General features: G+C 68.0%; 24 protein-coding genes and 1 other RNA gene. 8 read left to right on the top strand and 17 right to left on the bottom strand.

Going from position 1 to position 22,344, the window contains the following annotated elements:
• Positions 1–10 precede the first annotated feature (10 nt).
• From CPBF1521_RS18345 to CPBF1521_RS18330, 4 genes are all read right to left on the bottom strand, one after another.
• On the bottom strand, positions 11–658 hold the full coding sequence (locus CPBF1521_RS18345; RefSeq protein ID WP_115677864.1) for a hypothetical protein: 648 nt from the start codon (positions 656–658) through the stop codon (positions 11–13).
• Positions 655–2,427 (bottom strand): dihydrolipoyllysine-residue acetyltransferase, encoded by a 1,773-nt coding sequence (locus tag CPBF1521_RS18340; RefSeq protein WP_115677863.1) that lies wholly within the window; start codon positions 2,425–2,427, stop codon positions 655–657. Before CPBF1521_RS18340 ends, CPBF1521_RS18345 begins: the two co-directional genes overlap by 4 nt.
• A 128-nt stretch (positions 2,428–2,555) precedes the next feature.
• On the bottom strand, positions 2,556–3,341 hold the full coding sequence (locus CPBF1521_RS18335) for a DUF2884 family protein (protein ID WP_115677862.1): 786 nt from the start codon (positions 3,339–3,341) through the stop codon (positions 2,556–2,558).
• 232 nt (positions 3,342–3,573) lie between these two features.
• On the bottom strand, positions 3,574–4,092 hold the full coding sequence (locus CPBF1521_RS18330) for a DNA-deoxyinosine glycosylase (protein WP_115677861.1): 519 nt from the start codon (positions 4,090–4,092) through the stop codon (positions 3,574–3,576).
• A gap of 184 nt (positions 4,093–4,276) precedes the next feature.
• Here CPBF1521_RS18330 and CPBF1521_RS18325 point away from each other — a divergent pair, with 184 nt between their 5' ends.
• Positions 4,277–4,948, top strand: coding sequence for an OmpW/AlkL family protein (locus CPBF1521_RS18325; RefSeq protein ID WP_016901022.1), 672 nt, complete (start codon positions 4,277–4,279; stop codon positions 4,946–4,948).
• A gap of 267 nt (positions 4,949–5,215) precedes the next feature.
• Here CPBF1521_RS18325 and CPBF1521_RS18320 read toward each other — a convergent pair whose 3' ends face one another.
• The 6 genes from CPBF1521_RS18320 to CPBF1521_RS18295 form a co-directional block, all read right to left on the bottom strand.
• Positions 5,216–5,773, bottom strand: coding sequence for a CcdC protein domain-containing protein (locus CPBF1521_RS18320; RefSeq protein WP_115677860.1), 558 nt, complete (start codon positions 5,771–5,773; stop codon positions 5,216–5,218).
• Positions 5,774–5,798: 25 nt separating this feature from the next.
• Positions 5,799–5,875, bottom strand: a non-coding RNA gene (locus CPBF1521_RS18315) — sX9 sRNA.
• Positions 5,876–5,937: 62 nt separating this feature from the next.
• Positions 5,938–6,741 carry a MetQ/NlpA family ABC transporter substrate-binding protein gene (locus CPBF1521_RS18310; protein WP_024940265.1) on the bottom strand — a complete coding sequence of 268 codons (804 nt, stop codon included), beginning with the start codon at positions 6,739–6,741 and terminating at the stop codon, positions 5,938–5,940.
• Between the two features lie 136 nt (positions 6,742–6,877).
• Positions 6,878–7,573, bottom strand: coding sequence for a methionine ABC transporter permease (locus CPBF1521_RS18305; RefSeq protein ID WP_115677859.1), 696 nt, complete (start codon positions 7,571–7,573; stop codon positions 6,878–6,880).
• The gene (locus CPBF1521_RS18300; protein WP_104583235.1) at positions 7,570–8,577 is read right to left on the bottom strand and encodes a methionine ABC transporter ATP-binding protein; all 1,008 of its coding nucleotides are present in this window, start codon (positions 8,575–8,577) and stop codon (positions 7,570–7,572) included. The genes CPBF1521_RS18305 and CPBF1521_RS18300 overlap by 4 nt, the downstream gene beginning before the upstream one ends.
• A gap of 197 nt (positions 8,578–8,774) precedes the next feature.
• Positions 8,775–9,671, bottom strand: coding sequence for a DMT family transporter (locus CPBF1521_RS18295; RefSeq protein WP_104583234.1), 897 nt, complete (start codon positions 9,669–9,671; stop codon positions 8,775–8,777).
• A 106-nt stretch (positions 9,672–9,777) separates the two neighbouring features.
• Between CPBF1521_RS18295 and CPBF1521_RS18290 the strand changes: the two genes are divergently transcribed.
• The 6 genes from CPBF1521_RS18290 (at position 9,778) to CPBF1521_RS18265 (ending at position 15,138) form a co-directional block, all read left to right on the top strand.
• Positions 9,778–10,263, top strand: coding sequence for a YajQ family cyclic di-GMP-binding protein (locus CPBF1521_RS18290; RefSeq protein ID WP_016903460.1), 486 nt, complete (start codon positions 9,778–9,780; stop codon positions 10,261–10,263).
• Between the two features lie 133 nt (positions 10,264–10,396).
• Complete coding sequence (locus tag CPBF1521_RS18285; protein WP_115677858.1) at positions 10,397–10,861, top strand: hypothetical protein; 465 nt, start codon at positions 10,397–10,399, stop codon at positions 10,859–10,861.
• Positions 10,854–12,593: an ATP-binding response regulator gene (locus tag CPBF1521_RS18280; protein WP_115677857.1), complete on the top strand. Its 1,740-nt coding sequence runs from the start codon at positions 10,854–10,856 to the stop codon at positions 12,591–12,593. Before CPBF1521_RS18285 ends, CPBF1521_RS18280 begins: the two co-directional genes overlap by 8 nt.
• The gene (locus tag CPBF1521_RS18275; protein ID WP_115677856.1) at positions 12,580–13,401 is read left to right on the top strand and encodes an alpha/beta hydrolase; all 822 of its coding nucleotides are present in this window, start codon (positions 12,580–12,582) and stop codon (positions 13,399–13,401) included. The genes CPBF1521_RS18280 and CPBF1521_RS18275 overlap by 14 nt, the downstream gene beginning before the upstream one ends.
• 154 nt (positions 13,402–13,555) lie before the next feature.
• Positions 13,556–14,116: a DUF1415 domain-containing protein gene (locus CPBF1521_RS18270; protein ID WP_104583230.1), complete on the top strand. Its 561-nt coding sequence runs from the start codon at positions 13,556–13,558 to the stop codon at positions 14,114–14,116.
• Positions 14,117–14,331: 215 nt separating this feature from the next.
• Positions 14,332–15,138 (top strand): SDR family oxidoreductase, encoded by an 807-nt coding sequence (locus tag CPBF1521_RS18265; protein WP_104583322.1) that lies wholly within the window; start codon positions 14,332–14,334, stop codon positions 15,136–15,138.
• A 52-nt stretch (positions 15,139–15,190) separates the two neighbouring features.
• Here the strand turns inward: CPBF1521_RS18265 and CPBF1521_RS18260 are convergent, their stop codons facing one another.
• The gene (locus CPBF1521_RS18260) at positions 15,191–15,904 is read right to left on the bottom strand and encodes a pseudouridine synthase (RefSeq protein ID WP_115677855.1); all 714 of its coding nucleotides are present in this window, start codon (positions 15,902–15,904) and stop codon (positions 15,191–15,193) included.
• A complete protein-coding gene (locus CPBF1521_RS18255; protein WP_115677854.1) occupies positions 15,901–16,968 on the bottom strand; it encodes a class I SAM-dependent methyltransferase in 1,068 nt (355 codons plus the stop codon). The genes CPBF1521_RS18260 and CPBF1521_RS18255 overlap by 4 nt, the downstream gene beginning before the upstream one ends.
• A 193-nt stretch (positions 16,969–17,161) precedes the next feature.
• Between CPBF1521_RS18255 and CPBF1521_RS18250 the strand changes: the two genes are divergently transcribed.
• Positions 17,162–17,422, top strand: coding sequence for a hypothetical protein (locus tag CPBF1521_RS18250; RefSeq protein ID WP_104583227.1), 261 nt, complete (start codon positions 17,162–17,164; stop codon positions 17,420–17,422).
• 88 nt (positions 17,423–17,510) lie between these two features.
• Here CPBF1521_RS18250 and CPBF1521_RS18245 read toward each other — a convergent pair whose 3' ends face one another.
• From CPBF1521_RS18245 to CPBF1521_RS18225, 5 genes are all read right to left on the bottom strand, one after another.
• Positions 17,511–18,845: a PQQ-dependent sugar dehydrogenase gene (locus CPBF1521_RS18245; RefSeq protein ID WP_104649342.1), complete on the bottom strand. Its 1,335-nt coding sequence runs from the start codon at positions 18,843–18,845 to the stop codon at positions 17,511–17,513.
• A gap of 87 nt (positions 18,846–18,932) precedes the next feature.
• On the bottom strand, positions 18,933–19,241 hold the full coding sequence (locus CPBF1521_RS18240; RefSeq protein ID WP_016903450.1) for a DUF3247 family protein: 309 nt from the start codon (positions 19,239–19,241) through the stop codon (positions 18,933–18,935).
• A 127-nt stretch (positions 19,242–19,368) separates the two neighbouring features.
• Complete coding sequence (locus CPBF1521_RS18235) at positions 19,369–21,402, bottom strand: hybrid sensor histidine kinase/response regulator (RefSeq protein WP_181901292.1); 2,034 nt, start codon at positions 21,400–21,402, stop codon at positions 19,369–19,371.
• A gap of 107 nt (positions 21,403–21,509) precedes the next feature.
• Positions 21,510–21,800: a hypothetical protein gene (locus CPBF1521_RS18230; RefSeq protein WP_016903448.1), complete on the bottom strand. Its 291-nt coding sequence runs from the start codon at positions 21,798–21,800 to the stop codon at positions 21,510–21,512.
• Entirely contained in the window at positions 21,787–22,233 is a 447-nt protein-coding gene (locus tag CPBF1521_RS18225; protein ID WP_164739102.1) for a hypothetical protein, read from the bottom strand. The genes CPBF1521_RS18230 and CPBF1521_RS18225 overlap by 14 nt, the downstream gene beginning before the upstream one ends.
• Positions 22,234–22,344: the final 111 nt, after the last annotated feature.

The following is a 22,344-nucleotide window of genomic DNA, read 5'->3' as shown; positions in this document are numbered from 1 at the left end:
CTCCTGTGGCTCAACCGGCCGTGCCGGCAAGCGTCTGCTGGAGTTCATCCAGCGACGATTCGATTTGGGTCCAGCGCTTGTCGCGCTTGTTTTGCTTGCTTTCGCTGGCTTCGATCAGCAACGCGGCCTGCTGCAGCAGCAGCTCGCCAGCGCCGCAGCTCGGGCGGGTGCCGCTGTAACGCACGCCATCGACCTGGAACGACAGCACCTCGCCCTCGCTTACCGGCGCGCTGCGGCCGACTGGTGCCAGTTGCGTCAGTGCGCCGCTCCAGCGGCTGACCAGGCGTTCTGCCAATGCCGCCGGGATCGGGATCTCCACCGTTTCCGGGGTCTGCTCGGTGCGGAACTGCACGCTGCCGCGGTCGCTCTGGCTGACCCAGCTGTAGACGCGCTCATCGGCGCGGCTATGCCGCAGGGTCCAGTCGGCACCATCCTTGCCCGGCACCAGCGACACCCCGCTTTCCACGCCGCGGGTAGGCAGCGTCAGCAACGCCAGGCTCGGCCTGGTACCGGCGTCGAGCAGCGTGGTCACCGCGGTGCCGTAGTTGCCCACCGCCGGCGGCCAGCCGCGCCCGAGCGTGCTCTCGCACTGGCGTGCCGCCGCCGATGTCCACGGCAGCACGCCCAGCAGGGCAAGCGTCAGCAGCGCTGCTCTCACAGCAGGACGCGGCGCATGTCGGCCAGCACCTGGCTGAGGTAGGTGGTGAAGCGTGCGGCCAGCGCGCCGTCGATGACGCGGTGGTCGTAGCTCAACGACAACGGCAGCATCAGCTTGGGCGCGAACTCCTTGCCGTTCCACACCGGCTGCATCGCCGACTTGGACACGCCCAGGATCGCCACTTCCGGCGCATTGATGATCGGCGTGAACGCGGTACCACCGATGCCGCCGAGCGAGCTGATCGAGAAGCAGCCGCCGCTCATGTCGGCCGGGCCGAGCTTGCCGTCGCGCGCCTTCTTGGCCAGCTCGCCGCTTTCCTGCGCGATCTGCAGCACGCCCTTCTTGTCGACGTCGCGGATCACCGGCACGACCAGGCCGTTCGGCGTATCGGCGGCGAAGCCGATGTTGATGTACTTCTTCAACGTCAGGTTTTCGCCGGCCGCATCCAGCGAGGCATTGAACTCGGGGAACTTCTTCAACGCCGCGGCACTGGCCTTGACCAGGAAGGCGAGCATGGTCAGCTTGATGCCAGCCTTCTCGTTTTCCTTGTTCAGCGCCACGCGCAGCGCTTCCAGGTCGGTGATGTCGGCCGATTCGAACTGGGTGACGTGCGGAATCATCGCCCAGTTACGCGCCAGGTTGGCACCGGAAATCTTCTTGATGCGCGACAGCGGCTGGGTCTCGGTCTCGCCGAACTTGCTGAAGTCCACCTTCGGCCAGGCCAGCAGGTTCAGCCCCGTGCCGCCACCGGCCGGCGCAGCACCGGCTGCGGCAGGCGCGCCGCCGCTGAGAGCGGCCTTGACGAAGCGCTGCACGTCCTCACGGGTGATGCGGCCGCCCTTTTCGCTGCCCTTGAGCTGGTTCAGGTCCACGCCGAGCTCGCGGGCGAACACGCGCACCACCGGGCTGGCGTAGGCCACCTTGGACGGCAGCACGCTGTCGGCGTCGAAGGTCACCGGCGGGCTGGACGGGCTGCCGGCGGACGGCTGGCCGCCCTGCGCAGGCTGCGCGGCCCCACTGGAGCGAGCGCCCTGCACCTGCGCGATCTCGCGCTGGGCCAGCTTGTCCGGCACCGCGGACACCGCGACCGGTTCGACCTTGCCGGCGGTTTCGGCGGTGTCGGTGCTGGGCTTGGCCGGAGATTGCGCCGCACCGGCGCCGCCATCGCTGGCAGCGATGATCGCCACCACGTTGCCCTGCGAGAGCGTGTCGCCGACCTTGACCTTGAGTTCCTTGACCACGCCGGCGGCCGAGGACGGCACTTCCATCGTGGCCTTGTCCGATTCCAGCGTGACCAGGCTCTGGTCCTTGGCAACGGTATCGCCGACGGCGACCAGCACCTCGATCACCGGGATGTCGGTGTAGTCGCCGATATCGGGCACGCGGGCCTCGACCAGGCCGCCTTCCGAAGACGCGGCGGGCGCGGCCGGCTCGGCCTTGGCGGCAGGCGCCGGCGCGGCAGCGGCCTTGGCCGGGGCGGCGGGAGCGGCGGCCGGTGCAGGTGCCGCGGCGGTCTCGGTGCCTGCATCGGCCACTTCGATCAGCGCGACCAGCGCGCCCTGCGACAGCGAATCGCCGACCTTGACCTTGATCTCCTTGACCACGCCGGCCACCGACGAAGGCACTTCCATCGTGGCCTTGTCCGATTCCAGCGTGACCAGGCTCTGGTCCTTGCTGACCGTATCGCCGACCGACACCAGCACCTCGATTACCGGGACATCGCTGTAGTCACCGATATCGGGGACAAGTGCTTCCTTGATTTCGGCCATACGGGGAACTCCGGCAACAGAATGGGGAAACCCCTATTGTGGCCGGCTGCGGCCCGCAGCGCCAACCATTGCCGTGGAAAAAGTCGCGCGTCGGGCGGGACGCAGCGTTCGCAGGCGCAGGCGCCGGATCATTTCGACGCGTGGCGATCGACCCGCAACAGTTGCAGTGGCTCGCCCGAGGGCAAACGATACGCCAGCGCATTGTCCAGGCCGTCGAGCGCTTCGACCCGTGCACACAGTTGTTGCGCGCGTGGTCGCAGTGCACGCGCCTGCGGCTCGATCAGGCGCTCGATGCGCGTTTCCACCCCCTCCAGCGACCGCAGCTGCAGATCGTTTCCGGTCAGTGCCGAATGCACCGCGCCGGCGACGACATCGCCGATCAGCTGCGGCAGCAGCTCGGCCACCATCGCGCCGATGTCGTCATCGATATCGATCGAGGTCAGCTGGCTTTTCCCGAAGCTCTGCTTCAGGCGCATGTCGATCTTTTCGCGCACGGCCGCCAGTTGCACGCGCGTGGCCTCGGGGCTGCGGCTGAAGCCGGCCGCCACCTCGCCCAGCGCGGTGACGGCGATATCGGCCGCTTTGCGCCCGACCTCCTGGGCCAGCGGCACTACCTCGCGGGTCTGCCGCTCGAACTGGATCAACCGGGCGCGATCGTCCGCGCTCAACGCGACCCAGTGGTCGTCGACGAACAACGCGCCCTGACGCAGCACCAGCCGCTGCGGCGCGCCCGAGGTATCCGACGTGCCCGAGGTACCCGGGGTGCGGATCAGGATCACGCTGCGCGGATTGAGCGTGAGGTCGTAGTCGCTGCTGACGTTGCAGTGCAGATCGTCGGCGCTGGCGGCCTGTCCGGCAACCAGCAGGCCCAGCAGCAGGCCCGCTGCCCTCGGTCGTGCGTGCTTGATCGCCATCTGGTCGTTTCCGTTATGGGTTGGGGGCAGCATGCCTGCGCACGAGGCGCACCTGCCCGTGCCGGAGGCTGGCATGACTTCCGGCCGGTGGCTGCGCCGTCACCAGCATGGCCGCACTGCGGTGCTCACACGTGCTGGCTGGACCGGCCGCATGCGGGCAGCTGGCGCCAACGGCGCCCTTCGCCCCACGGATGCCTCGATCGTGAAGTGGCTGGGTGGCGATCCAACCTCGTTAATCCAGCGCGTCGCGCAGCGGCTGCCAGGCGTCGCACAGCCGCGGCAGCGACCATGCCGCATTGGCCGGGCTGGTGGATGGCAACGCCCACATCGGCACTGCACGCAGCGCACCCGGCAGCAGCGGCCACACATGCCGGCGCCATGCCTGCGCGGCGGCCGCGCCATTGCAGGCCACTGCGCGCAGCTGCGGCAGCGTGGCCAGCCGCGCCGCCAGTGGGTTGACCACGATGCTGCTGGCGACGATGGCCGTGTCCAGGCTGCCGCGCCGCGCGCATTGGCCGATCACATCCCACAGGCCGATCCCGCAGCCGGCCAGCGCCTGCAGCCGGGCCGGATACGCCAACCCGGCATCGATGCCCAGCAATGCCTGCATCAGCGGCCAGAAACGGTTGCGCGGATGGGCGTAGTACATCGATGCCTGCAACGAGGCGTTGCCGGGCATCGAGCCGAGCACCAGGACACGGCAATCGTTAGGAATGTGCGCTGGAAGGCCCTGCAAGACGTCGGTTTTCATCACAACGGTCGCATCTGCGTGAATGCCTTTTTCAGCTTGCCCATTGCAGCCACGGCCTTCTCCGGAAACTTGCTGAACAAACGAAATTTTAGCGAGCCACGGGTGGGCGTGGATTCAGATTTTCAGGAATAGCTTTGGCGCGGCCCACTCCACGGGCCCAACAAGAATACTGAGGAGACCCCCAATGCGTGCCATTTCCATCCTGAGCCTGGCTGCCGTATCCGCACTTGCGTTTGCCCCGTCTGCATTTGCACAAGACACCACCTACACCGGCGATACCTCCTCGGCTTCCACCAGCGCCGACAGCGCCTCCGGAAAGCATTGGGCAGTGGTCGGCGGTGTTGCGCTGATCAAGCCGAAGAACGATCCGGCCCCGGGCCTGGACGTCGATGGCGGCCCGGCGCCGACGCTGAGCGCCAGCTACTACATCAACGACAACTGGGCCGTTGAACTGTGGGGCGCCGCCGACAAGTTCAACCACCGTGTCAACGCCGATGGCGTGGGCAAGATCGGCACCGTCGAGCAGCAGCCGATCGCCATCAGCGGCCAGTACCACTTCGGCCAGGCCGATAACGTGTTCCGTCCGTTCGTGGGCGTGGGCTACTACGAGTCGAACTTCAGCAACGAGAAGATCGACGCGGCGTCGGCCACCGGCCAGCACGTGGGCCTGGACACCGCCAAGGGTGTCATCGGCACCGTCGGCGTGGACATGAACATCAACTCCACCTGGTTCGCACGTGCCGACGCCCGCTACATGCGTTCGCGTCCGGAACTGCGCGTGGGCGGCCAGGGCACCGGCAGCGAGCTGGAACTGGATCCGTGGACCGTCGGCTTCGGCGTCGGCGCGCGCTTCTAAGCACGCGCAGGCAAGCGGCGTTTCAGTCGAACAAAAACGGGCCGCAAGGCCCGTTTTTTTATGCGCGTGGAAAGCGCGGTGCTGCATCGATTGCGAAGCGCTGAATCTCGCACGCGATCTGCGTGGGAACGCTGCGTGCGAGGGATAGCCCGCCCGCGTCCGTGCCCTTCCATACCAGTGCGATTGCGATTGCCGGTGCGGATGATGCCGGTGGTGCCAGTGCCAGTGCCAGTGAAGCACAGCCATTCGCTACGTACGCGCGCCAGCTCACCGCCAGTAGACGCTGCCGCGCAGGCGCGCACTGCGCCAGCGCCACCACAGCAAGGTGGCATAGGCCAGCGCGTAGCCGAGCAAGACGCCAGCCGCGCCCAACAGGCTGGCGTGGCTGAGCCACCCTTCCGTTGGCCAGGTCGCTCCCTGCCAGGTGCTGCGCCACCCCTGCACCATGCCCGCGATCACGCGCACCACCACCAGCGCGGTCAGGGCCAGCACCAGCCACAGGTTGGGCCGGTAGAACAGGCCCTGCTGGGTGCGCTCAAAGCGGGTCAGGCGCAACGCCAGCACGCCCAGCGCCAGCCCGCAGGCCCAGCCGAAGGCGGCGTGGCTGATCGCGCCCGGCCAGAACGCGGCAGCGATCAGTACGAAGATCACAAACAACACGGTGGACAGGCCGGCCGAGACCAGATTGATCATCAACAGCCAGCCACGTGCCTGCCGCCGCGCGGTACCGACACGAAAGCGCTGCACCAGCGACAACGGCAACAGCACCGCAAGTACCGCCAGGGCGATGATCACGGCCAGCGGAATGGCGAGGAGAAGTGGCATCGGATGCTCGGTGGCGGCAAGGAGTGACCAGCACGACGTAGCGCGCGGCCGTCAGGTGGCCGTGGACGGCGCGCTCGGAACCGACGTGTCCGCGTGGTGCATGCCGACGCCGAGCAGCGACCGCGCCCGCCTGGCAGTGAGCGCAGTCGGTTTGTTAGCCGCTCTCAGAACGCCGGCAACACCGCGCCTTTGTACTTCTGCTCGATGAACGCCTTCACTTCCGGGCTGGTCAAGGCCTTGGCCAGCTTCTGCACGCGCGGATCGTCCTTGTTGTCCGGGCGCGAGACCAGGAAGTTCACGTACGGCGAGTCCTTGCTCTCGATCGCCAGCGCGTCGCGGGTCGGGTTGAGGCCGGCGTCGAGCGCGTAGTTGGTGTTGATCAGCGCCAGGTCGACCTGGTCGAGCACGCGCGGCAGCATCGCCGAATCGAGCTCGCGGAACTTCAGCTGCTTGGGGTTCTCGACGATGTCGCGCTGGCTGGACAGGGCGTTGCTCGGATCCTTGAGTTTGATCACGCCCGCCTTGTCCAGCAGGATCAGCGCGCGGCTGTTGTTGCTCGGGTCGTTGGGAATCACCACGTCGGCACCGTTGGGCAGTTCGGCCAATGCCTTGAACCGGCGCGAATACGCGCCGAACGGTTCGATATGCACGCCGACCACGGTCACCAGCTGGCTCTTGCGGTCGCGGTTGTAGGCATCCAGATACGGCTCGGTCTGGAAGTAATTGACGTCGATCTGCTTCTGCACGACCTGGTCGTTGGGCTGCACGTAGTCGTTGAACACGCGCACGTCCAGCTTGACGCCCTGCTTGGCCAGCAGCGGTTCGACCACCTCCAGGATTTCGGCGTGTGGCACCGCGGTGGCGGCCACCGTCAGCGTGTCGCCGCCGCTACTGCCGCCGCTACCGCCACAGGAAGCCAGGGCCAGCGTGGCCGCAGCCAGGAGGGAACGAAACGCGAATGTGCTCATGTAGGGGTCCGTGGGAGGAGGAATGCGGCACTGCCGCAAGAGGTAAACCTAGCAGACCGCGGGTGCAGCGGCGATTCGCAAGCGCGTGTGGCCTGCGTGGCCCTCCGCGCCACGCGGCACCCGGTCGCGGCAGACCTCAGCGCCGGCTGTAGCGCGCCACCAGCCAGTCGCCCAGCATCTGCAGCAGCTGCACCAGCACCAGCAGGGCGATCACGGTGATCAGCGCGACATCCGAATGCGAGCGCAGATAACCCTCGCGGTACGCGACATCGCCCAGCCCGCCGGAGCCGATCGCACCGCCCATCGCGGTGAAACCGATCAGCGCGATGGTGGTCACGGTGGCACCGGCGATCAGGCCCGGGCGGGCTTCGGGCAGCAGCACGCGCAGCACCAGCTGGCGGGTGGTGGCGCCCATCGCCTGGCTGGCCTCGATGATCCCGCGGTCCACTTCGCGCAAGGCGGTTTCCACCAGCCGCGCATAGAACGGCGCGGCACCGACCACCAGCGGCAGGATCGCGCCGCGCACGCCCAGCGAGGTGCCCATCAGCGTCAGCGTGAGCGGAATCATCGCGATCATCAGGATGATGAAGGGCACCGAGCGCAGCAGGTTGATCACTGCCGCGAGCGCGCCGTACAGCACCGGGCGGCGGCGCAGCTGCGGGGCGCCGCACAGGAACAGCGCCACCCCCAACGGCAGCCCGATCAACAGCGTCAGCGGCAGCGCGCCGGCGAGCATCAGCAGGGTGTCCAGGGTGGCCTGGCCGATGTCGCCCCACTTGCCGGCGTCGAGATTGCGGAAAAACCCGCTGGTGGTCGCGATCAACAGGGTCATGCGCGCAAATCCTCCACGTGCACGCCGGCGGCGACGAAGCCGGCGCGTGCCGCGTTATGGTCGCCGCCGGTCAGGGCGACGATGAGCTGCCCATACGGGGTGTCCTTGATGCGGTCCACGCGCCCGGACAGGATGTTGTAGTCCACCCCGGTCTCGCGGGCGATGCGGCCGAGCACCGGTTCATAGGTGCCGTTGCCCAGGAAGGTCAGCCGCACGATGCTTCCGCCCACCGCAGCGAAGTCGCGATGCAGCTCGGCCTCGTCCACGTGTTCGGCCTCGGACACGAAGCGCCGGGTGGTGGGGTGCTGCGGATGCAGGAACACCTCGGTCACCGGGCCGGTTTCCACCAGCTTGCCGGCATCGAGCACCGCGACGCGGTCGCAGACCCGGCGGATCACGTCCATCTCGTGGGTGATCAGCACGATGGTCAGGCCCAGCTCGCGGTTGATCTGGGCCAGCAGCTGCAGCACCGAGGCGGTGGTCTGCGGGTCCAGCGCGCTGGTGGCCTCGTCGCACAGCAGGATCTGCGGCCGGGTGGCCAGCGCGCGCGCAATGCCCACGCGCTGCTTCTGCCCGCCGGACAGCTGCGCCGGGTACTTGCCGGCGTGCTGCTCCAGCCCGACCCGCGCCAGCAGCTCGGCCACGCGCGCATCGACCTCGGCGCGCGGGGTACCGGCCAGTTCCAGCGGAAACGCCACATTGCCGGCCACGGTGCGCGAGGACAGCAGGTTGAAGTGCTGGAAGATCATCCCGACACGCCGGCGCAGCGCGCGCAGGCCCTGGCTGTCCAGCGCGGTGACGTCCTCCTCGCCGATCAGCAGCCGCCCGCCGCTGGGTTCTTCCAGCCGGTTGATCAGCCGGATCAGCGTCGATTTGCCGGCACCGGAGTGGCCGATGATGCCGAACACCTCGCCGGGGCCGATCCGCAGGTCGAGGGGATGCAGCGCCACGACCTGGCGACCGTCAACGGAATAAGACTTGTGCAGGCGCTGAAACTGGATCACCGCGCGTGGCCGATTGGGGGGCCGTGAAGCCTACCAGTCAATGTTTGCGGACGATATTCCATTAGGTTCTAACCATGGGGATTCGGGATTGGGGATTCGTTAGAGCAACGGCAAGGCGCCCTGACTTTTGCGAATCCCGACTCCCCAATCCCGACTCCCCAATCCCCAATCCCGAATCCCCAATCCCGAATCCCGAATCACGGCCTATCCAACGCCGCCGGGCGATCCGCCTGCCGTATCCGCTCCCGCCGCAGCAAGTACAGCCCGCTGGCGACGATGATGCCGGCGCCGGTCCAGGTCCAGCCATCGGGCAGGGTCTGCCACAGCAGCCAGTCCAAGCCGATCACCCAGACCAGGCCGGTGTATTCCAGCGGCGCGATCATCGAGGCCTCGCCGCGCAGGAAGGCCTGGGTCAGCGCAATCTGCCCCAGTGCGCCAGCCAGGCCCATGCCGGCGATCAGCCAGGCGTGCTCGCCCCGCAACGGCACCCAGTCGGGAATGGCCAGCAGGCCGGCGCCGACCGCCATGAACAGCAGGAACGACACCACCATCGCCTGCGGGGTGTCGGTGCGGGTCAGCAGACTCACGCTGATGGCGGCGATGGCATAGGCGGTGGCCGCCAGCAGCACCATCAGCCCGGGCAGCGAGATCAGCCCGTCCACGCCCGGGCGCAACACCACGATCACCCCGACCAGGCCAATCCCGATCGCCGTCCAGCGCCGCGGCCCGACCCGCTCGCCCAGCAACGGCACCGACAGCGCCGCCACCAGCAACGGGGCGACGAAATACAGCGTGTAGGCGGTCGACAACGGCATGCGCTTCAGGCCGTAGACGAAGCAGCCGATCATCACCATGCCCAATACCCCGCGCAGCAGGTGCAGGCCCCAGCGCACCGGCACGATCGAGCGCGGGCCGGCGGTGGCAAATACCCACACCAGCACGAACGGCAGCGAGGCGGCGCCACGCAGCAGGGTGACCTGCAGCGGCGGGTAATGCGCCGACAGCAGCTTCATTCCCGCATCCATCAGCGAGAAGCAGGCCACGGCGGCCACCATCCAGGTGATGGCGGGAAGCGGAGAGCGGGTGGTGGGCATGGGCCATTATCGCTGCGCTTGCGCGCAGACTGCCAACCGCGTGTGGACCGGGGCGACGACACGATGCCCTAGAATGGCGGCTGTTTATAGAGAGCAGGAGCTTTGCATGCCTTCCTTCGACGTGGTGTCCGAAGTCGACAAGCACGAACTGACCAATGCGGTGGACCAGGCCAATCGCGAGCTGGATACGCGCTTCGATTTCAAGGGCGTGGAAGCCAGGTTCGAGCTGGAGGACGGCAAGGCGATCAACCAGTCCGCACCCAGCGACTTCCAGGTCAAGCAGATGACCGACATCCTGCGCGCGCGCCTGCTGGCACGCGGCATCGACGTGCGCTGTCTGGAGTTCGGCGACATGGAGACCAACCTGGCCGGTGCGCGCCAGAAGGTCACCGTCAAGCAGGGCATCGAGCAGAAACAGGCCAAGCAGCTGGTCGCCAAGCTCAAGGAGGCCAAGCTCAAGGTCGAGGCGCAGATCAATGGCGACAAGCTGCGCGTGAGCGGCAAGAAGCGCGACGACCTGCAGGATGCGATGGCGCTGCTGAAGAAGGCCGATTTCGAGCTACCGTTGCAGTTCGACAACTTCCGCGACTGAGCACGCGTTGTGGCTGATACGGCGCCTTGTTGTGCCGCGCTGTGCAGGCGGGCCGCGCGGCGCGGTGTGTCGGCCGCCCGTTACCCGGGCATCGGCCACGCGCGCGCCGGCGCGTTACGGAGCTGATGCAAGCATGCGTGGCCTGCTCTCCAGCCTGTTGCAACGCGCGCACCTGGCCACGGTGCCGCAGGCGCCGCCCGCTGCCGGGACGGCGTGCGCCATGACGCACGCACAGCCGCGCATCGAAACCGGCTCGACGCTGCATACGCTGGCCGGGCTGGACCCGGTGGCGGCTGCGACCTTTGCCGATGCGTTTGCGGCGGAAGTGCAGCGCGCCATCGCCAGCTGCACGCTCGGCCAGGCCGGCACCAGCCGGGCGCAGGCGCTGGAGCAGATCCATTCGCTCAAGAACACGCTCTCGCTGACCGGCTCTGCCGAACTGCTGAACGCCTGCGACCAGTTGCGCGGCGATGTCGACGGCGGCGAACTCGGGTGCGCGCTTGCGCAGCGCTACACCGCCATTGCGACCGCGGCCGGCCTGTTGGTCAAGAATTACCGACGCACCCTCCCCAACGACGACACCGGCCCCGATGCGTAGTGGATCCAACCGTGCAGCGCCCGGCCTGATTCTGGCCGCCCGGCAACTGCGCAACGACCGGCTGGTGCGGCTGTTCGAATCGTTCCTGGAATACCGCGCCTGCGTCGGCCGGGTGATCGTGCAGACCATCGTGGCCCTGTGGTGCTTCGGCTGGCTGTACGGGCCGCAGCCGGTGCTGGTCAGGGATGCGCAGGCGGTGTTCCCCACCGCGGCGATGCTGTGGGGGCTGGCGGTGGTCTGGATGGTGCTGGTGCGACGCAGGCTCATCCCGCCGGGCGAGTGGCTGGATGCGGTCGGGTTTGCGATGAACCTGCTGTTCATCGGCATCCAGACCTATCTGGCCTTCATCCTGCTGATGTCGCTGAATGCCTTCCTGCCCTTCATCACCATCGCCGCGGTGGCGCGCTACGGGCAGAAGGCGACGCTGCCGGTGCTGCTCAGCACCTTCGTGCTGATGCTGTTGACCGCGCCGGCCGGCTACTGGCTCTCGCGCCCTGCGTACTTCGTGTATGCGGTGGCGCTGAGCGTGGTACTGCCGCTGCTGGTGGCGCGCATCGTCAGCGCGATGCAGGAGATCGCCCTGCAGGCGCTGGCCTCGCGCGATGCGCAGAGCCGCTTCATCAGCACCATGAATCACGAACTGCGCACACCGTTGAACGCGGTCATCAACTGCGCGCAGCTGATCGATGGCGATACCTTGTCGGCACAACAACGCGAACTGATGCAGGCGATGACGGTCAATGCGATCGCGCTGCGCCACCGCGTGAACGAAGTGATCGACGTGGCCAGCATCGACGGTGGCCGGCTGCAGCTGCACAGCAAGCCGCTGAGCCTGCTCGATGTGCTGGCCACGGTCAAAGCGGTGTGTGCAAGTGCCGCGTCCACCAAGGGCGTGGCGCTGGAACTGCGCAGCGATGCGGCACAGACGCCTGACCTCATCGGCGACGAGGGGCGTATCGAACAGGTCATCACCAACCTGGTCATCAATGCGATCAAGTTCACCCCGGCCGGTGGGTCGGTGGACGTGCTGATCGCCGCCACGCAGGTGCAGCAGCGCTGGGCGATTTCGGTGACCGTGACCGACACCGGCATCGGCATTGCCGACGACCAGAAGGCCTACATCTTCACCCCCTTCACCCAGCTCAGCACCGGCTTCAACCGCACCGAGGGCGGGGTCGGCCTGGGTTTGTACATTGCGCTGTCGGTGTCCGACGCGATGGGCGGCAGCCTGAGCGTGCGCGACAATCCCGGCGGCGGCAGCGTGTTTCGCTGGACCTTCGAGCTGGCTGCCGCCGCGGCGCACCGCAGCCGACCGCCGGCGCTGCGCGAGGCCCTGCAGCAGCATGCCGCAACGGTGCCGCCGCTGCATTGCCTGGTGTTCGAGGACTTGGACACCAATCGGCTGGTGATCGGCAACCTGCTCACCCGCGCCGGGCATCGGGTGAGCTTTCACAGCGATGGCAGCAACGCGGTGCAGCGCATCCGCGAAGCGGCGCCGGATCTGGTGTTCCTCGACCTGCACATGCCCGGCACCTCGGGCTGGGACGCGCTGCGGGAGGCGCGCGAGGCGATCGCCGCCCTGCCGCCGATCATCGTGCTGACCGCCGACACCCGCACCGATTCGATGCGCGAGGCCACCGCTGCCGGCGTTGCCGGCTATCTGTCCAAGCCGATCAACGCGCACGAGTTGCTGGCCATCCTGGGCGCGCAGGCCCCCCATGCAACCGGCTGACCTGAAACCGGGCAACGGGGCGCGCCAGCACTGGCATGCCGGCGCGCAGACGCGCACACCGCTGGCGCTGCTGTACCTGCACGGGTTCACCGCCAGCCCGGGAGAAGCCGGCGACCTGCCCGAGCAGATCGCCGATGCGCTGGCTGCCAACCTGTACGTGCACCGGTGGCCAGGGCATGGCCGCAGCGCGGCCGATGCGATGCAGGGGCTGACGCCGGCGGTGTTGCAGGCCTCGGCACTGGATGCGCTGGCGCAGGCGCAGCGCATGGGCGCGCGCGTGGCGATCGTCGGCTCGTCCATGGGCGCCACGCTGGGCTTGTGGCTGGCGGCGCAACGTCCCGATGCGGTGGCCGCAGTGATTGCCTGGTCACCGGGCATCCGGCCGGCCGACCCGGCGCTGCTGGATCAGGTCTGCGCCGCGCAAACGCCCTTGACCGACCCACGCCCGCGCACCGCCGCGTCCCTGGCGTTCTGGTCGAGCACCATCCACCCGGACGGCTTCCGCGCGCTGCGCAGCCTGTTCGACGCGGTTGCCGCCGATCCACCCTGGCCACGCGTGCGCTGCCCGGTGTTTCTGGGCTATTACCGCGCTGCCAACGGCGAGGAGGATCCAACCGCCTCGGTGTCGGCGATGCTGGCCATGTTCGCCGCGCTCGGCAGCGCGCCGGCACACACCTGCGCGATGGCCTTCGATACCGGCGCGCATGCGATCGGCTCGCCGCACAAGACCCCGCACGCCGATACGGTTGCGCGGGCCTCGATTGCATTCTTGCGCGCGCATGTCGGCCTCAAGGGCGCACGCCAATGACGCCGTATCCGCGTGAGCGCTGCAACTGCCGCGGGTTTTCCCCGCACTCGGCTCGCCATGTCGGCCGCGCCCGCTCGGCGCGGCGCCGCAGTGGCACTGGCGGCCGCGCCGGCAGCGATCGCATACACTGGCCCACCATCACGCCGCCGCCACGATGACGCCCACGCCTGCCACGCTTGATCCGTTGACCGCCACCCGCCAGTGGATCGAGCGCGCGGTGATCGGCTTGAACCTGTGCCCGTTCGCCAAGGCGGTCTACGTCAAGGAGCAGGTGCGGCTGGTGCTCAGCGATGCCAGCACGCCCGAGGCGCTGCTCGAACAACTGGCCGAGGAGCTGGTGCTGCTGCGCGACACGCCGGCCGAGCAGATCGACACCACCTTGATCGTGCATCCGGACGTGCTCACCGATTTCCTGGACTACAACGACTTCCTCGACAACGCCGACGCGGCGGTGGACGCGCTGGATCTGGACGGCGTGCTGCAGGTGGCCAGCTTCCATCCGGACTATCAGTTCGCAGGCGCGGCGGTGGATGACGTGGCCAACTTCACCAACCGCTCGCCCTTCCCCACCTTGCACCTGCTGCGCGAAGACAGCGTGGAGCGCGCGGTGGCCGCGTTCCCGGACCCGGACGTGATCGTCGAACGCAATATCCAGACGCTGGAACGCCTGGGCCAGGACGGCTGGGAACGGTTGTTGAGCGCATCGCAGCACTGACCGCCGCAGCGCGTGCGGCGGCACCAGCGGTGCCGGACGGCCGCGTCGGAGACACGTGGCGCCGTGCCGGCGCGCCCTAGCTCGGCCCACCGATGACGGCGCGGTAAGGCACCAGAAGGCGCCAGCATGCCCGGGCCGCACGCGGGAATCCGTTGCTATGGCCACCACGGCGCCCGCGTTACAGTGCGCGCGACCTCACTGCCATGGTGCGCCCGATGCCGCTGACTCCCGCCGTCTCCGCATGGAATCCCTCCCCGTTGCAGGACCGCGTGGTGGTGATCACCGGTGGTGCCCAAGGCATCGGCCGTGGCATCGCGCAGGCGGTGCTGGGCGCCGGCGGCAGCGTGGTGATCGGCGACCTGGATGCCGATGCCGGCAAGGCCTGCCTGCAGGAGTGGGCGTTGCCACGGCGCAGTGCCTTCGTGCGCTGCGATGCCGCGCGCGAACCGCAGGCAGCGCGCCTGATCGCCACCGCGCTCAAGCGCTTCGGGCGACTCGATGGCCTGGTCAACAACGCAGGCGTGGCCGATCCGCATGTGGCGCCCTTGCCGCAACTGGACTGGGACGAATGGAATCGCAGGCTGGCCAGCCTGCATGGCGCATTCCTGTGCAGCAAGCAGGCCTTGCCCGCCTTGGCGCAGGCCCCGGGCGGTGGCGCGATCGTCAATATCGCCTCCACCCGCGCCTGGCAATCGGAGCCGCATAGCGAAGCCTATGCCGCCGCCAAGGGCGGGCTGGTGGCCTTCACCCACGCCTTGGCGCTGAGCGAAGGACCGCAGGTGCGCGTCAACAGCATCAGCCCGGGGTGGATCAGCACCGACGCCTGGCGCGCGCCGCAGCGCCGGCGCACACCCAAGTTATCGCGGCGCGACCATGCCCAGCATCCGGCCGGACGCGTCGGCACGCCGGACGACATCGCGCAGCTGGCGGTCTATCTGCTGTCGCCGCAGCTGTCGGGCTTTGTGACCGGGCAGGACTTCATCGTCGATGGCGGCATGTCGCGCAAGATGCAGTACGTCTAAGGAGTGCCGCGCATGCCGGGATCGGCGCATGCGCACTCAACGGCAACGCGGCTCAGGCCTGCGCGCCGCGGCCGAACAACACCGCAAGATCCTCCGCCGCCAGCGCGCGCCATTGCCCGGACGGCAGACCGTCCAGCGACAAGCCACCGATGCGGCTGCGGTGCAAGGCCACCACGTGATTGCCGGCGGCGGCGAACATGCGCCGCACCTGGTGATAGCGGCCTTCGTGCAGGGTCAGGCGTGCCTGGCGTGGGCCGAGCACGTCCAGTTCGGCCGGCAGCAGCGGCTTGGTTTCGCCTTCCAGCAGGAGCGTGCCGCTGGCAAACAGCGCCGCTTCGTCGCCGCGCAGATCCTCGGCCAGGGTGACGTCGTAGACCTTGTCCAACGCCGATTTTGGCGAAATGATCCGGTGCAGCAGCGCGCCGTCGTCGGTCATCAGCAACAGGCCGCTGGTCTCGCGGTCCAGCCGCCCCACCGGCGCCAGCACCGGCGCGCGTGAACGGAAGCGCGCCGGCAGCAGTTCGTAGATCAGCCGGCCGGTGTCCTTGGTCGAGCAGGTGTAGCCGCTCGGCTTGTGCAGCAAGAGGCTGAGACCCGCTGGCGGATCCAGCGGCTCGCCATCGATGCGGATCGCATCGTGCTCCACCTGATCGTCGGCATACAGCACCTCGCCGGCGGCATCGGTGACCGCGCCCTGGCGAAACAGCTGGGTCACCTGCTTGCGGCTGCCGTAGCCGAGATTGGCGATGTGCTTGACCAGCTTCATGCGCGCGCTCCGCGGCCGCGGATGGCGGAAATCAGCTTGAACCCATCGCGTTCGGCGGCCACGCGCACCTGCCCGAAACTTTCGTTGAGCACGTATTCGTAGGGCAGATGCCGGTTGGCGACCAGCAGCAGCTGCCCACCCGGGCGCAGCGCCTGCGCGGCCACGGCGATGAAGCGCTGGCCGATATCCGGGCGATCGGCGCGCGAAGGCGTGTGGAACGGCGGGTTGCTGACGATGAAATCGTACTGCGCCGCCAGGCCGGCGGTGACGTCGCGCCAGTGGTACTGCAGCTGCGCCGGATGCGCGATGGCCTGCAGATTGCGCTGCGCCAGGGTGAGTGCACGCGCCTCGGCCTCGTACAGATCCAGTCCGGTGACCTTGGGACAACGCGCCAGCACCTCGGCCGACAGATAGCCGAAGCCCGCGCCCAGGTCGGCACCGTGCCCGGCCAGCGTGCCCGGCAGATGCTCGACCAACAGCGCCGAGGCAGGATCGATGCGGTCCCAGGCGAACACACCGGGGCGGCTGACGAAGCGCCCGTTCAGGATCGGGCGCGGCGCATCCAGCGCGGCCCAGCGCGCCTGCAGCGCCGCATCGGTGTCGGCGGGCAGCGGCGGGCTCCAGTAGGTGCGGCAATGGTGCTTGGTCAGGCTGCCGGCCAGGCCGGTGAGCTGACGCAGATCGGCCTCGCCCGAGCGCGCGCCCTCGTTGTTGGACTGGCAGGCCACCACGCGGCCGCCCGGCGCGGCCAGCGCCACCGCGCGCGCAAACAAGGCACGCGCTTCCTCGCGTTGCCGCGGCGGCAGCACCAGCACCAGGGCGTAACGGGTGCTGTCGGCCTCGATCTGGCTCTCTTCGCGCACGCTCCAGCCATTGCGCTCCAGCGCTTCGGCAAACGGGCGAAAGCTCTGCTCGCAGGTCAGTGCATCGGCCGCCGCATGCGCGCGCAGCGGAAAGCCGTCGCGCGCGCGCAGGAACAGCACCGGGCCGCTGGGCCACGGCAGCACGCCCTGGGCAAAGGGCAGAAACAGGGCTTGAAGCGGGGCATCGTGCGGGCCAGCCATCGGATCATCGGGTCGGGAACAGGCTGCCATTGTAAGGGAGCACTGCCTGTCCCCCCGCCCTGGTGCTGGTTTGAACCGGCGTTCGATTGCGTGACCTGCAGACCGCGGCCCTTCCAATGTCTATACGGACTATTGATGCGCACGCAACATCCGCCCACCTAGGCTGGAATCACACCAATACCGGAGAGACGCGATGCGAGCCCTGTTCGTAGGTGGAGTGGTCGACAACAGCGAAATGGATCTGGATGACACCCCGCCACCGATGCATTACCCCGAAAACACCGGCGCGGGCCGGCCGCGTTATCGGCTGCATCAGGTCGGCGAGCGCGATGACGGCAGTGTGGCGTATGCGGTGTATGGCGCACCGGAGATGGCCGACGAAGACATCAGCCGGATCACCGAGGAGCGCGGCTATGCACGACGTTTCAGCGCGTCGCCCGAATCGCCGCGCTGAGCGCACCGGCGCAATAAGCGCGCGCGATAGCGGAACGCGCATGAAAAAACCGGGCCTGGGCCCGGTTTTTCCTGTTTGACGGCCTGGATCAGCGCGTCTTCGGTGTCACCCGCCAGATCACGTTCCCGACATCGTCGGCCACCAGCAGCGCGCCGGTATTGTCCGGGCTCACGCCCACCGGGCGCCCCTGCGCATTGCCCTCGGCGTCCAGGAAGCCGTCCAGCACGGTGATCGGCGTGCCACTGGGCTTGCCGTCGGCAAACGGCACGAACAACACCTTGTAGCCGCTGGGCGGATCGCGGTTCCACGAGCCGTGCTGGCCGATGAAGGCGCCCTGCCGGAAGCGCTCCGGCAGCAGGCTTCCGCTGGCAAAGCTCAGACCGAGCGAAGCGGTATGCGGGCCCAACGCGTAATCGGGCTTGAGCGCCTTGGCCACCAGCTCGGGGTTTTGCGGCTTGACCCGCTCGTCCACGTGCTGGCCGTAGTAGCTGTACGGCCAGCCATAAAAGCCGCCGTCGCGCACCGACGTAAGGTAGTCGGGCACCAGATCGCTGCCGATCTCGTCGCGCTCGTTGACCACGACCCACAGCGACTTGCTCTGCGGCTCCCAGGCGGTGCCGACTGGATTGCGCAGGCCGCTGGCAAACACGCGGCTGCTGCCGGTGGCCGGGTCGATCTCCAGGATCGCCGCACGGTTGAGTTCGGCCTCCATGCCGTTTTCGGCCACATTGCTGTTGGAGCCGACGCCGACGTACAGCTTGCTGCCATCGGCACTGGCCAGCAGCGACTTGGTCCAGTGGTGATTCAGCCCGCCAGGCAGATTGGCCACGAAGGTCGGCTTGGCGGTGATATGCGTTTCGCCGGGCTTGTACGGGAAGCTCACCAGCGCATCGGCATTGGCCACGTAGAAACGATCGCCGACCAGGGCCATGCCGAATGGCGAAAACAGGCCGCTGATGAACTGGGTACGCACTTCGGCCACGCCGTCGCCGTCGGCATCGCGCAGCAAGGTGATGCGGTTGGCGCTGGGCACCACGGCACCGGCCTTGCTCATCATCGCGCCCTGCACCTTCTTGCGAATGCCACCGCCTTCGGCGCTGTCCGGTTTTGGCGGCTCGGCGGTTTCTGCCACCAGCACGTCGCCGTTCGGCAGCACATAGATCCAACGCGGGTGGTCCAGATCACGCGCGAACGCGGCAACCTGCAGGTCGTCGGCGGCGATCGGCTTGGCGTTCTCGGTCCAGCGCTTGACCGGCGCCACCTTGACGGTGGGGATCAGGCGTTTGACCGGCTCGGGCAATTGCGGGTTCGGCCCGGTCCCCTGTTCGATGGCAAGCGTGGCGGTGTCGCCGCAGGCGGCGAGGACGGCGACGGTCAGTAGCGACAGCGGCCAGCGGGCGAGCTTCAACGCGGGAGCATTCATTGCGCGGGCAATCCTGAACAGTTGCGACAATCGGCCATCATGCCGTCACCGCCACGACGAGAAGTAAACACATCGTCAATGCATCGTTCAGGGCGCGGCTTGCGGATCACTGCCCAATGGCAACGGATGCACGGCCACGATGCGGTCCATCCAGATCCAGTGCGGCTCCTGTGCGGCGTCCAGCTGGTCGATGCGCAGCTGGCCGTTGAGCCCTTCGCGCTGCTGGTCGTCCAGGTAGGTCTGGATGCTCGGGCGCACCGCAACGGTGCCGCTGATCATGCTGCCGTCGTCGAGTTCGACGCGGACGCGCTCCTGGCCACCGAGCAGCGAGACCCAATGTTCGAGCGTGGCGATCTGCACTTGTTCCGAATAGACGTGCGGGGCGTATCTGGACATGGCGTCATCTCCATCGAGGGAGTGCATCACGCTAGGCCACATGCTGTGAAAGAGGCAGCAAACAGCCCCCTTCGACCGGTTGCGGATCTGTCGCCGCGACGGCGCGACATCAGACCCGCCTTCCGTCTCACTCCACCGATTCGCGCGCGGCGCGCACCGCGGTGACCAGCTGGGCGACGCTGTAGGGCTTGGCCAGATGCTCCTGGAAACCGGAGTCCAGCGCGCGCTTGCGATCGTCGTCGCGTGCCAGTGCGGTCACGGCCACCGCCGGCAGTGCTGCCGCGTCCAGCCCTAGGTTGTCGCGCACGGTGCGGATCAGCCCGTAGCCGTCCATGCCCGGCATGCCGATGTCGGTCAGCATCAGATCGAAGCGTGCGTGGCCGCGATGATCGATCAACGCCAGCGCATCGGTGGCGCTGCCGGCGGTGACCACTTCGGCACCCTGCTCTTCCAGCAGGCGGCGCAGGTAGTCGAGCATGTCCGGCTGATCTTCCACCGCCAGCAGGCGCAGGCCATTGAGCGCACGCGCTTCGATGATCTGCTCGGACATCAGCCGCCGGCGCAGCTCGCGCCGCGGACGCCTGGCCTGGTCGGGCACATGCTCGGGCAGGCGCACCGTGAACGTGGCGCCCTTGCCGCGCCCGCCACTGGTGGCGCTGACCTGGCCGCCATGCATTTCCACCAGCTGCTGCACGATCGCCAGGCCCAGGCCCAGGCCGCCGTGCTGGCGCGTGGTGGTGCCGTCGGCCTGGCGGAACCGGCCGAACAGATGCGGCAGGAATTCGGCTGCGATACCGTCGCCCGAATCGCGCACCGACACCAGCACGTGGCCGTCGTCGCGCTCGATGGTGACGTCGATGCGGCCATGCGCCGGAGTGAACTTGATCGCATTGGACAGCAGATTCCACAACACCTGCTGCAGCCGCGTGGCATCGCCCAGCACCAGGCACGGCGTCGACGGGGCATGCACCTCCAGCACCTGGTCCTTGCCCTCGGCCGCCAGCTCCTGGGTGTTCAGGGCTTCGCGCACCTGCTCGGCCAGGTCCAGCGACTCGACCTCCAGCTGCACCTTGCCCAGCAACATGCTGCTGAGATCGAGCATGTCCGAGATCAGGCGTTTCTGCGCACGGGCGCTGCTGGCGATCACCGACAGGCCCTTGTAGTTGGGATGGCCTTCCTCGACCCGCTGCAGCAACAGCTCGCTCCACCCCAGGATGGTGGTCAGCGGCGTGCGCAGCTCGTGCGACAAGGTGGCCAGGAATTCGTCCTTCAGCCGCGCCATGCTCTCGGCTTCGTTGCGCGCACTGCGCTCGGATTCGAGCAGTTGCTCGCGCGCCAGTTCGATCTCGCGCTGTTCGGTCACGTCCGGGCTGCTGCCGGCCAGGCCGATGAAGCGCCCGTCGGCCGAGTAGCGCGGCGTGGCGGTCATCTCGATCCAGCGCCACTGTCCGTCGTGGCGACGCGCACGCACCAGCGCGTGCAGGCCGCGCTGTTCGTCCAGCGCGGCGGCGAGTTCGAACTGGAAGATCGACAGGTCATCCGGATGCAGCAACTCGCTCCAGGCCGAGACCGTGCCGCTGGAAATGTCGATGCCGAAGAATTCGCCATACGCGCTGTTGACGAAGCGCACCACGCCTTGCGCGTCCAGCACCCAGACCGGCATCGGCAGGCCGTCGGCCAGCGCGCTGAAGCGGGCCTCGCTCTCGGCCAGCTCGCGCTCCACCCGCTTGCGCTCGGTGATGTCCATGAACAACACCGCCACCCGCGCCTGCTCCGGCTGACCGACCCGGAACGCATCCACCGAATACCAGCGGCGCAGCGCCTTGGCCTGCATTTCGAAGTGGATGCGGTTACCGGTGCGGGCGACATGGCCGTAGCGGTCGAACCACTCCTGTTCGTGGTCGGCGAGCATGCCGCGAATGGACACGTTCACTACGTCAGACAGACCGGTGTAACGCTCGAACGCGTCATTGGTCATGCGGAACACGTAATCGACGGCCTTGTCGCCGTCGAACACCATGTCGATGACGCAAAACCCTGCATCCAGGTTATGGAAGATCTCGTGGTACATCCCCGGGTCGAGGAAGGGCTCGGCGGATGCTGCCGGGAGGCCGGTGGCCAGATCGGGGCGGGTGGTCGAGGTGCTCAAATCGGGATCCAGGGGTGATGCCAGGGCGGATGACGGGCAGATGAAAGCACGCACGGTGTCGTCAGCGGGTGCACAGCCAGCCGACCCGGTTCACACGCATCCAGCCCGTTCCCCGGCGATCACCACAACAGCGCCGCGCACAGCGCGATGCATGCCGCCAGCACCACGATCCCGGCGATCACGCCGCGGAACACCCACTCGCCTTCGCGGCGCAATTGCTCGTCCATCCAGCGCTGCGCTTCTTCGCGCCAGGCGGTGGAGCGCGCGTACTCTGCGTCGAGCAACAGCAGCCTCACCCGCGACAGGCCGAGCTTGGCGCATTCGCTGCGGCAGCGCTCGCTGAAACCATCTTCGCCGGTGGCGACCTGTGCGCCCAGCGGCAGCTGCAGTTCGAGTTCATGCCTGGACATAACGGGGACGCTCCTGATCAAGCTCGTGTTCCAGCGCCATCCGCGCCAGTTGGGTGTAGTTGGCACGCGGACCCTGGCCCCGGCCGGTAAGCATTCCCTGGTAATCCAGGTCCTGCCACACCCGCCCGGTCCACTCCACGCAATCCTCGGCAATCACCAGCATCAGCGAGTAGCGATACTCCAGCCCGTTGGCGGCGGTGTAGGCGTAGACCGGCGGAAACTGCACCGCCACATCGCCCTGGCGCGCCAATGCGGCCAGGTGCTCGCGCAAGGCCTCGCGCGGCGAGGCCCCCGGTGCCAGGCGCAGCGTGCGCGTTGCCAGGTCCAGGTCCACCTCGCTTTGCAGGGCGACGAAGGCGGCCGCCCCGGTAGCGGGGTTGTGGCCGTGCTGCTTCGCCCAGTCGATGAACTGCAGGCGCACGTCCGACGGCATGTGTGCCGGCGCCGAAGAGGCTGATTTTGTGCGGAAAGAGTGGGTGTCCATGCTGGCGATCTTCCCGGCTGCGCCGTGAAGCGCAGGCGCAGGCGCAGTGAACCCGCCGTC

The organism is Xanthomonas euroxanthea (genome assembly GCF_900476395.1).
GTDB classification, from domain to species: Bacteria; Pseudomonadota; Gammaproteobacteria; order Xanthomonadales; family Xanthomonadaceae; genus Xanthomonas; species Xanthomonas euroxanthea.
This window is presented reverse-complemented; position numbering and strand designations above follow the sequence as displayed.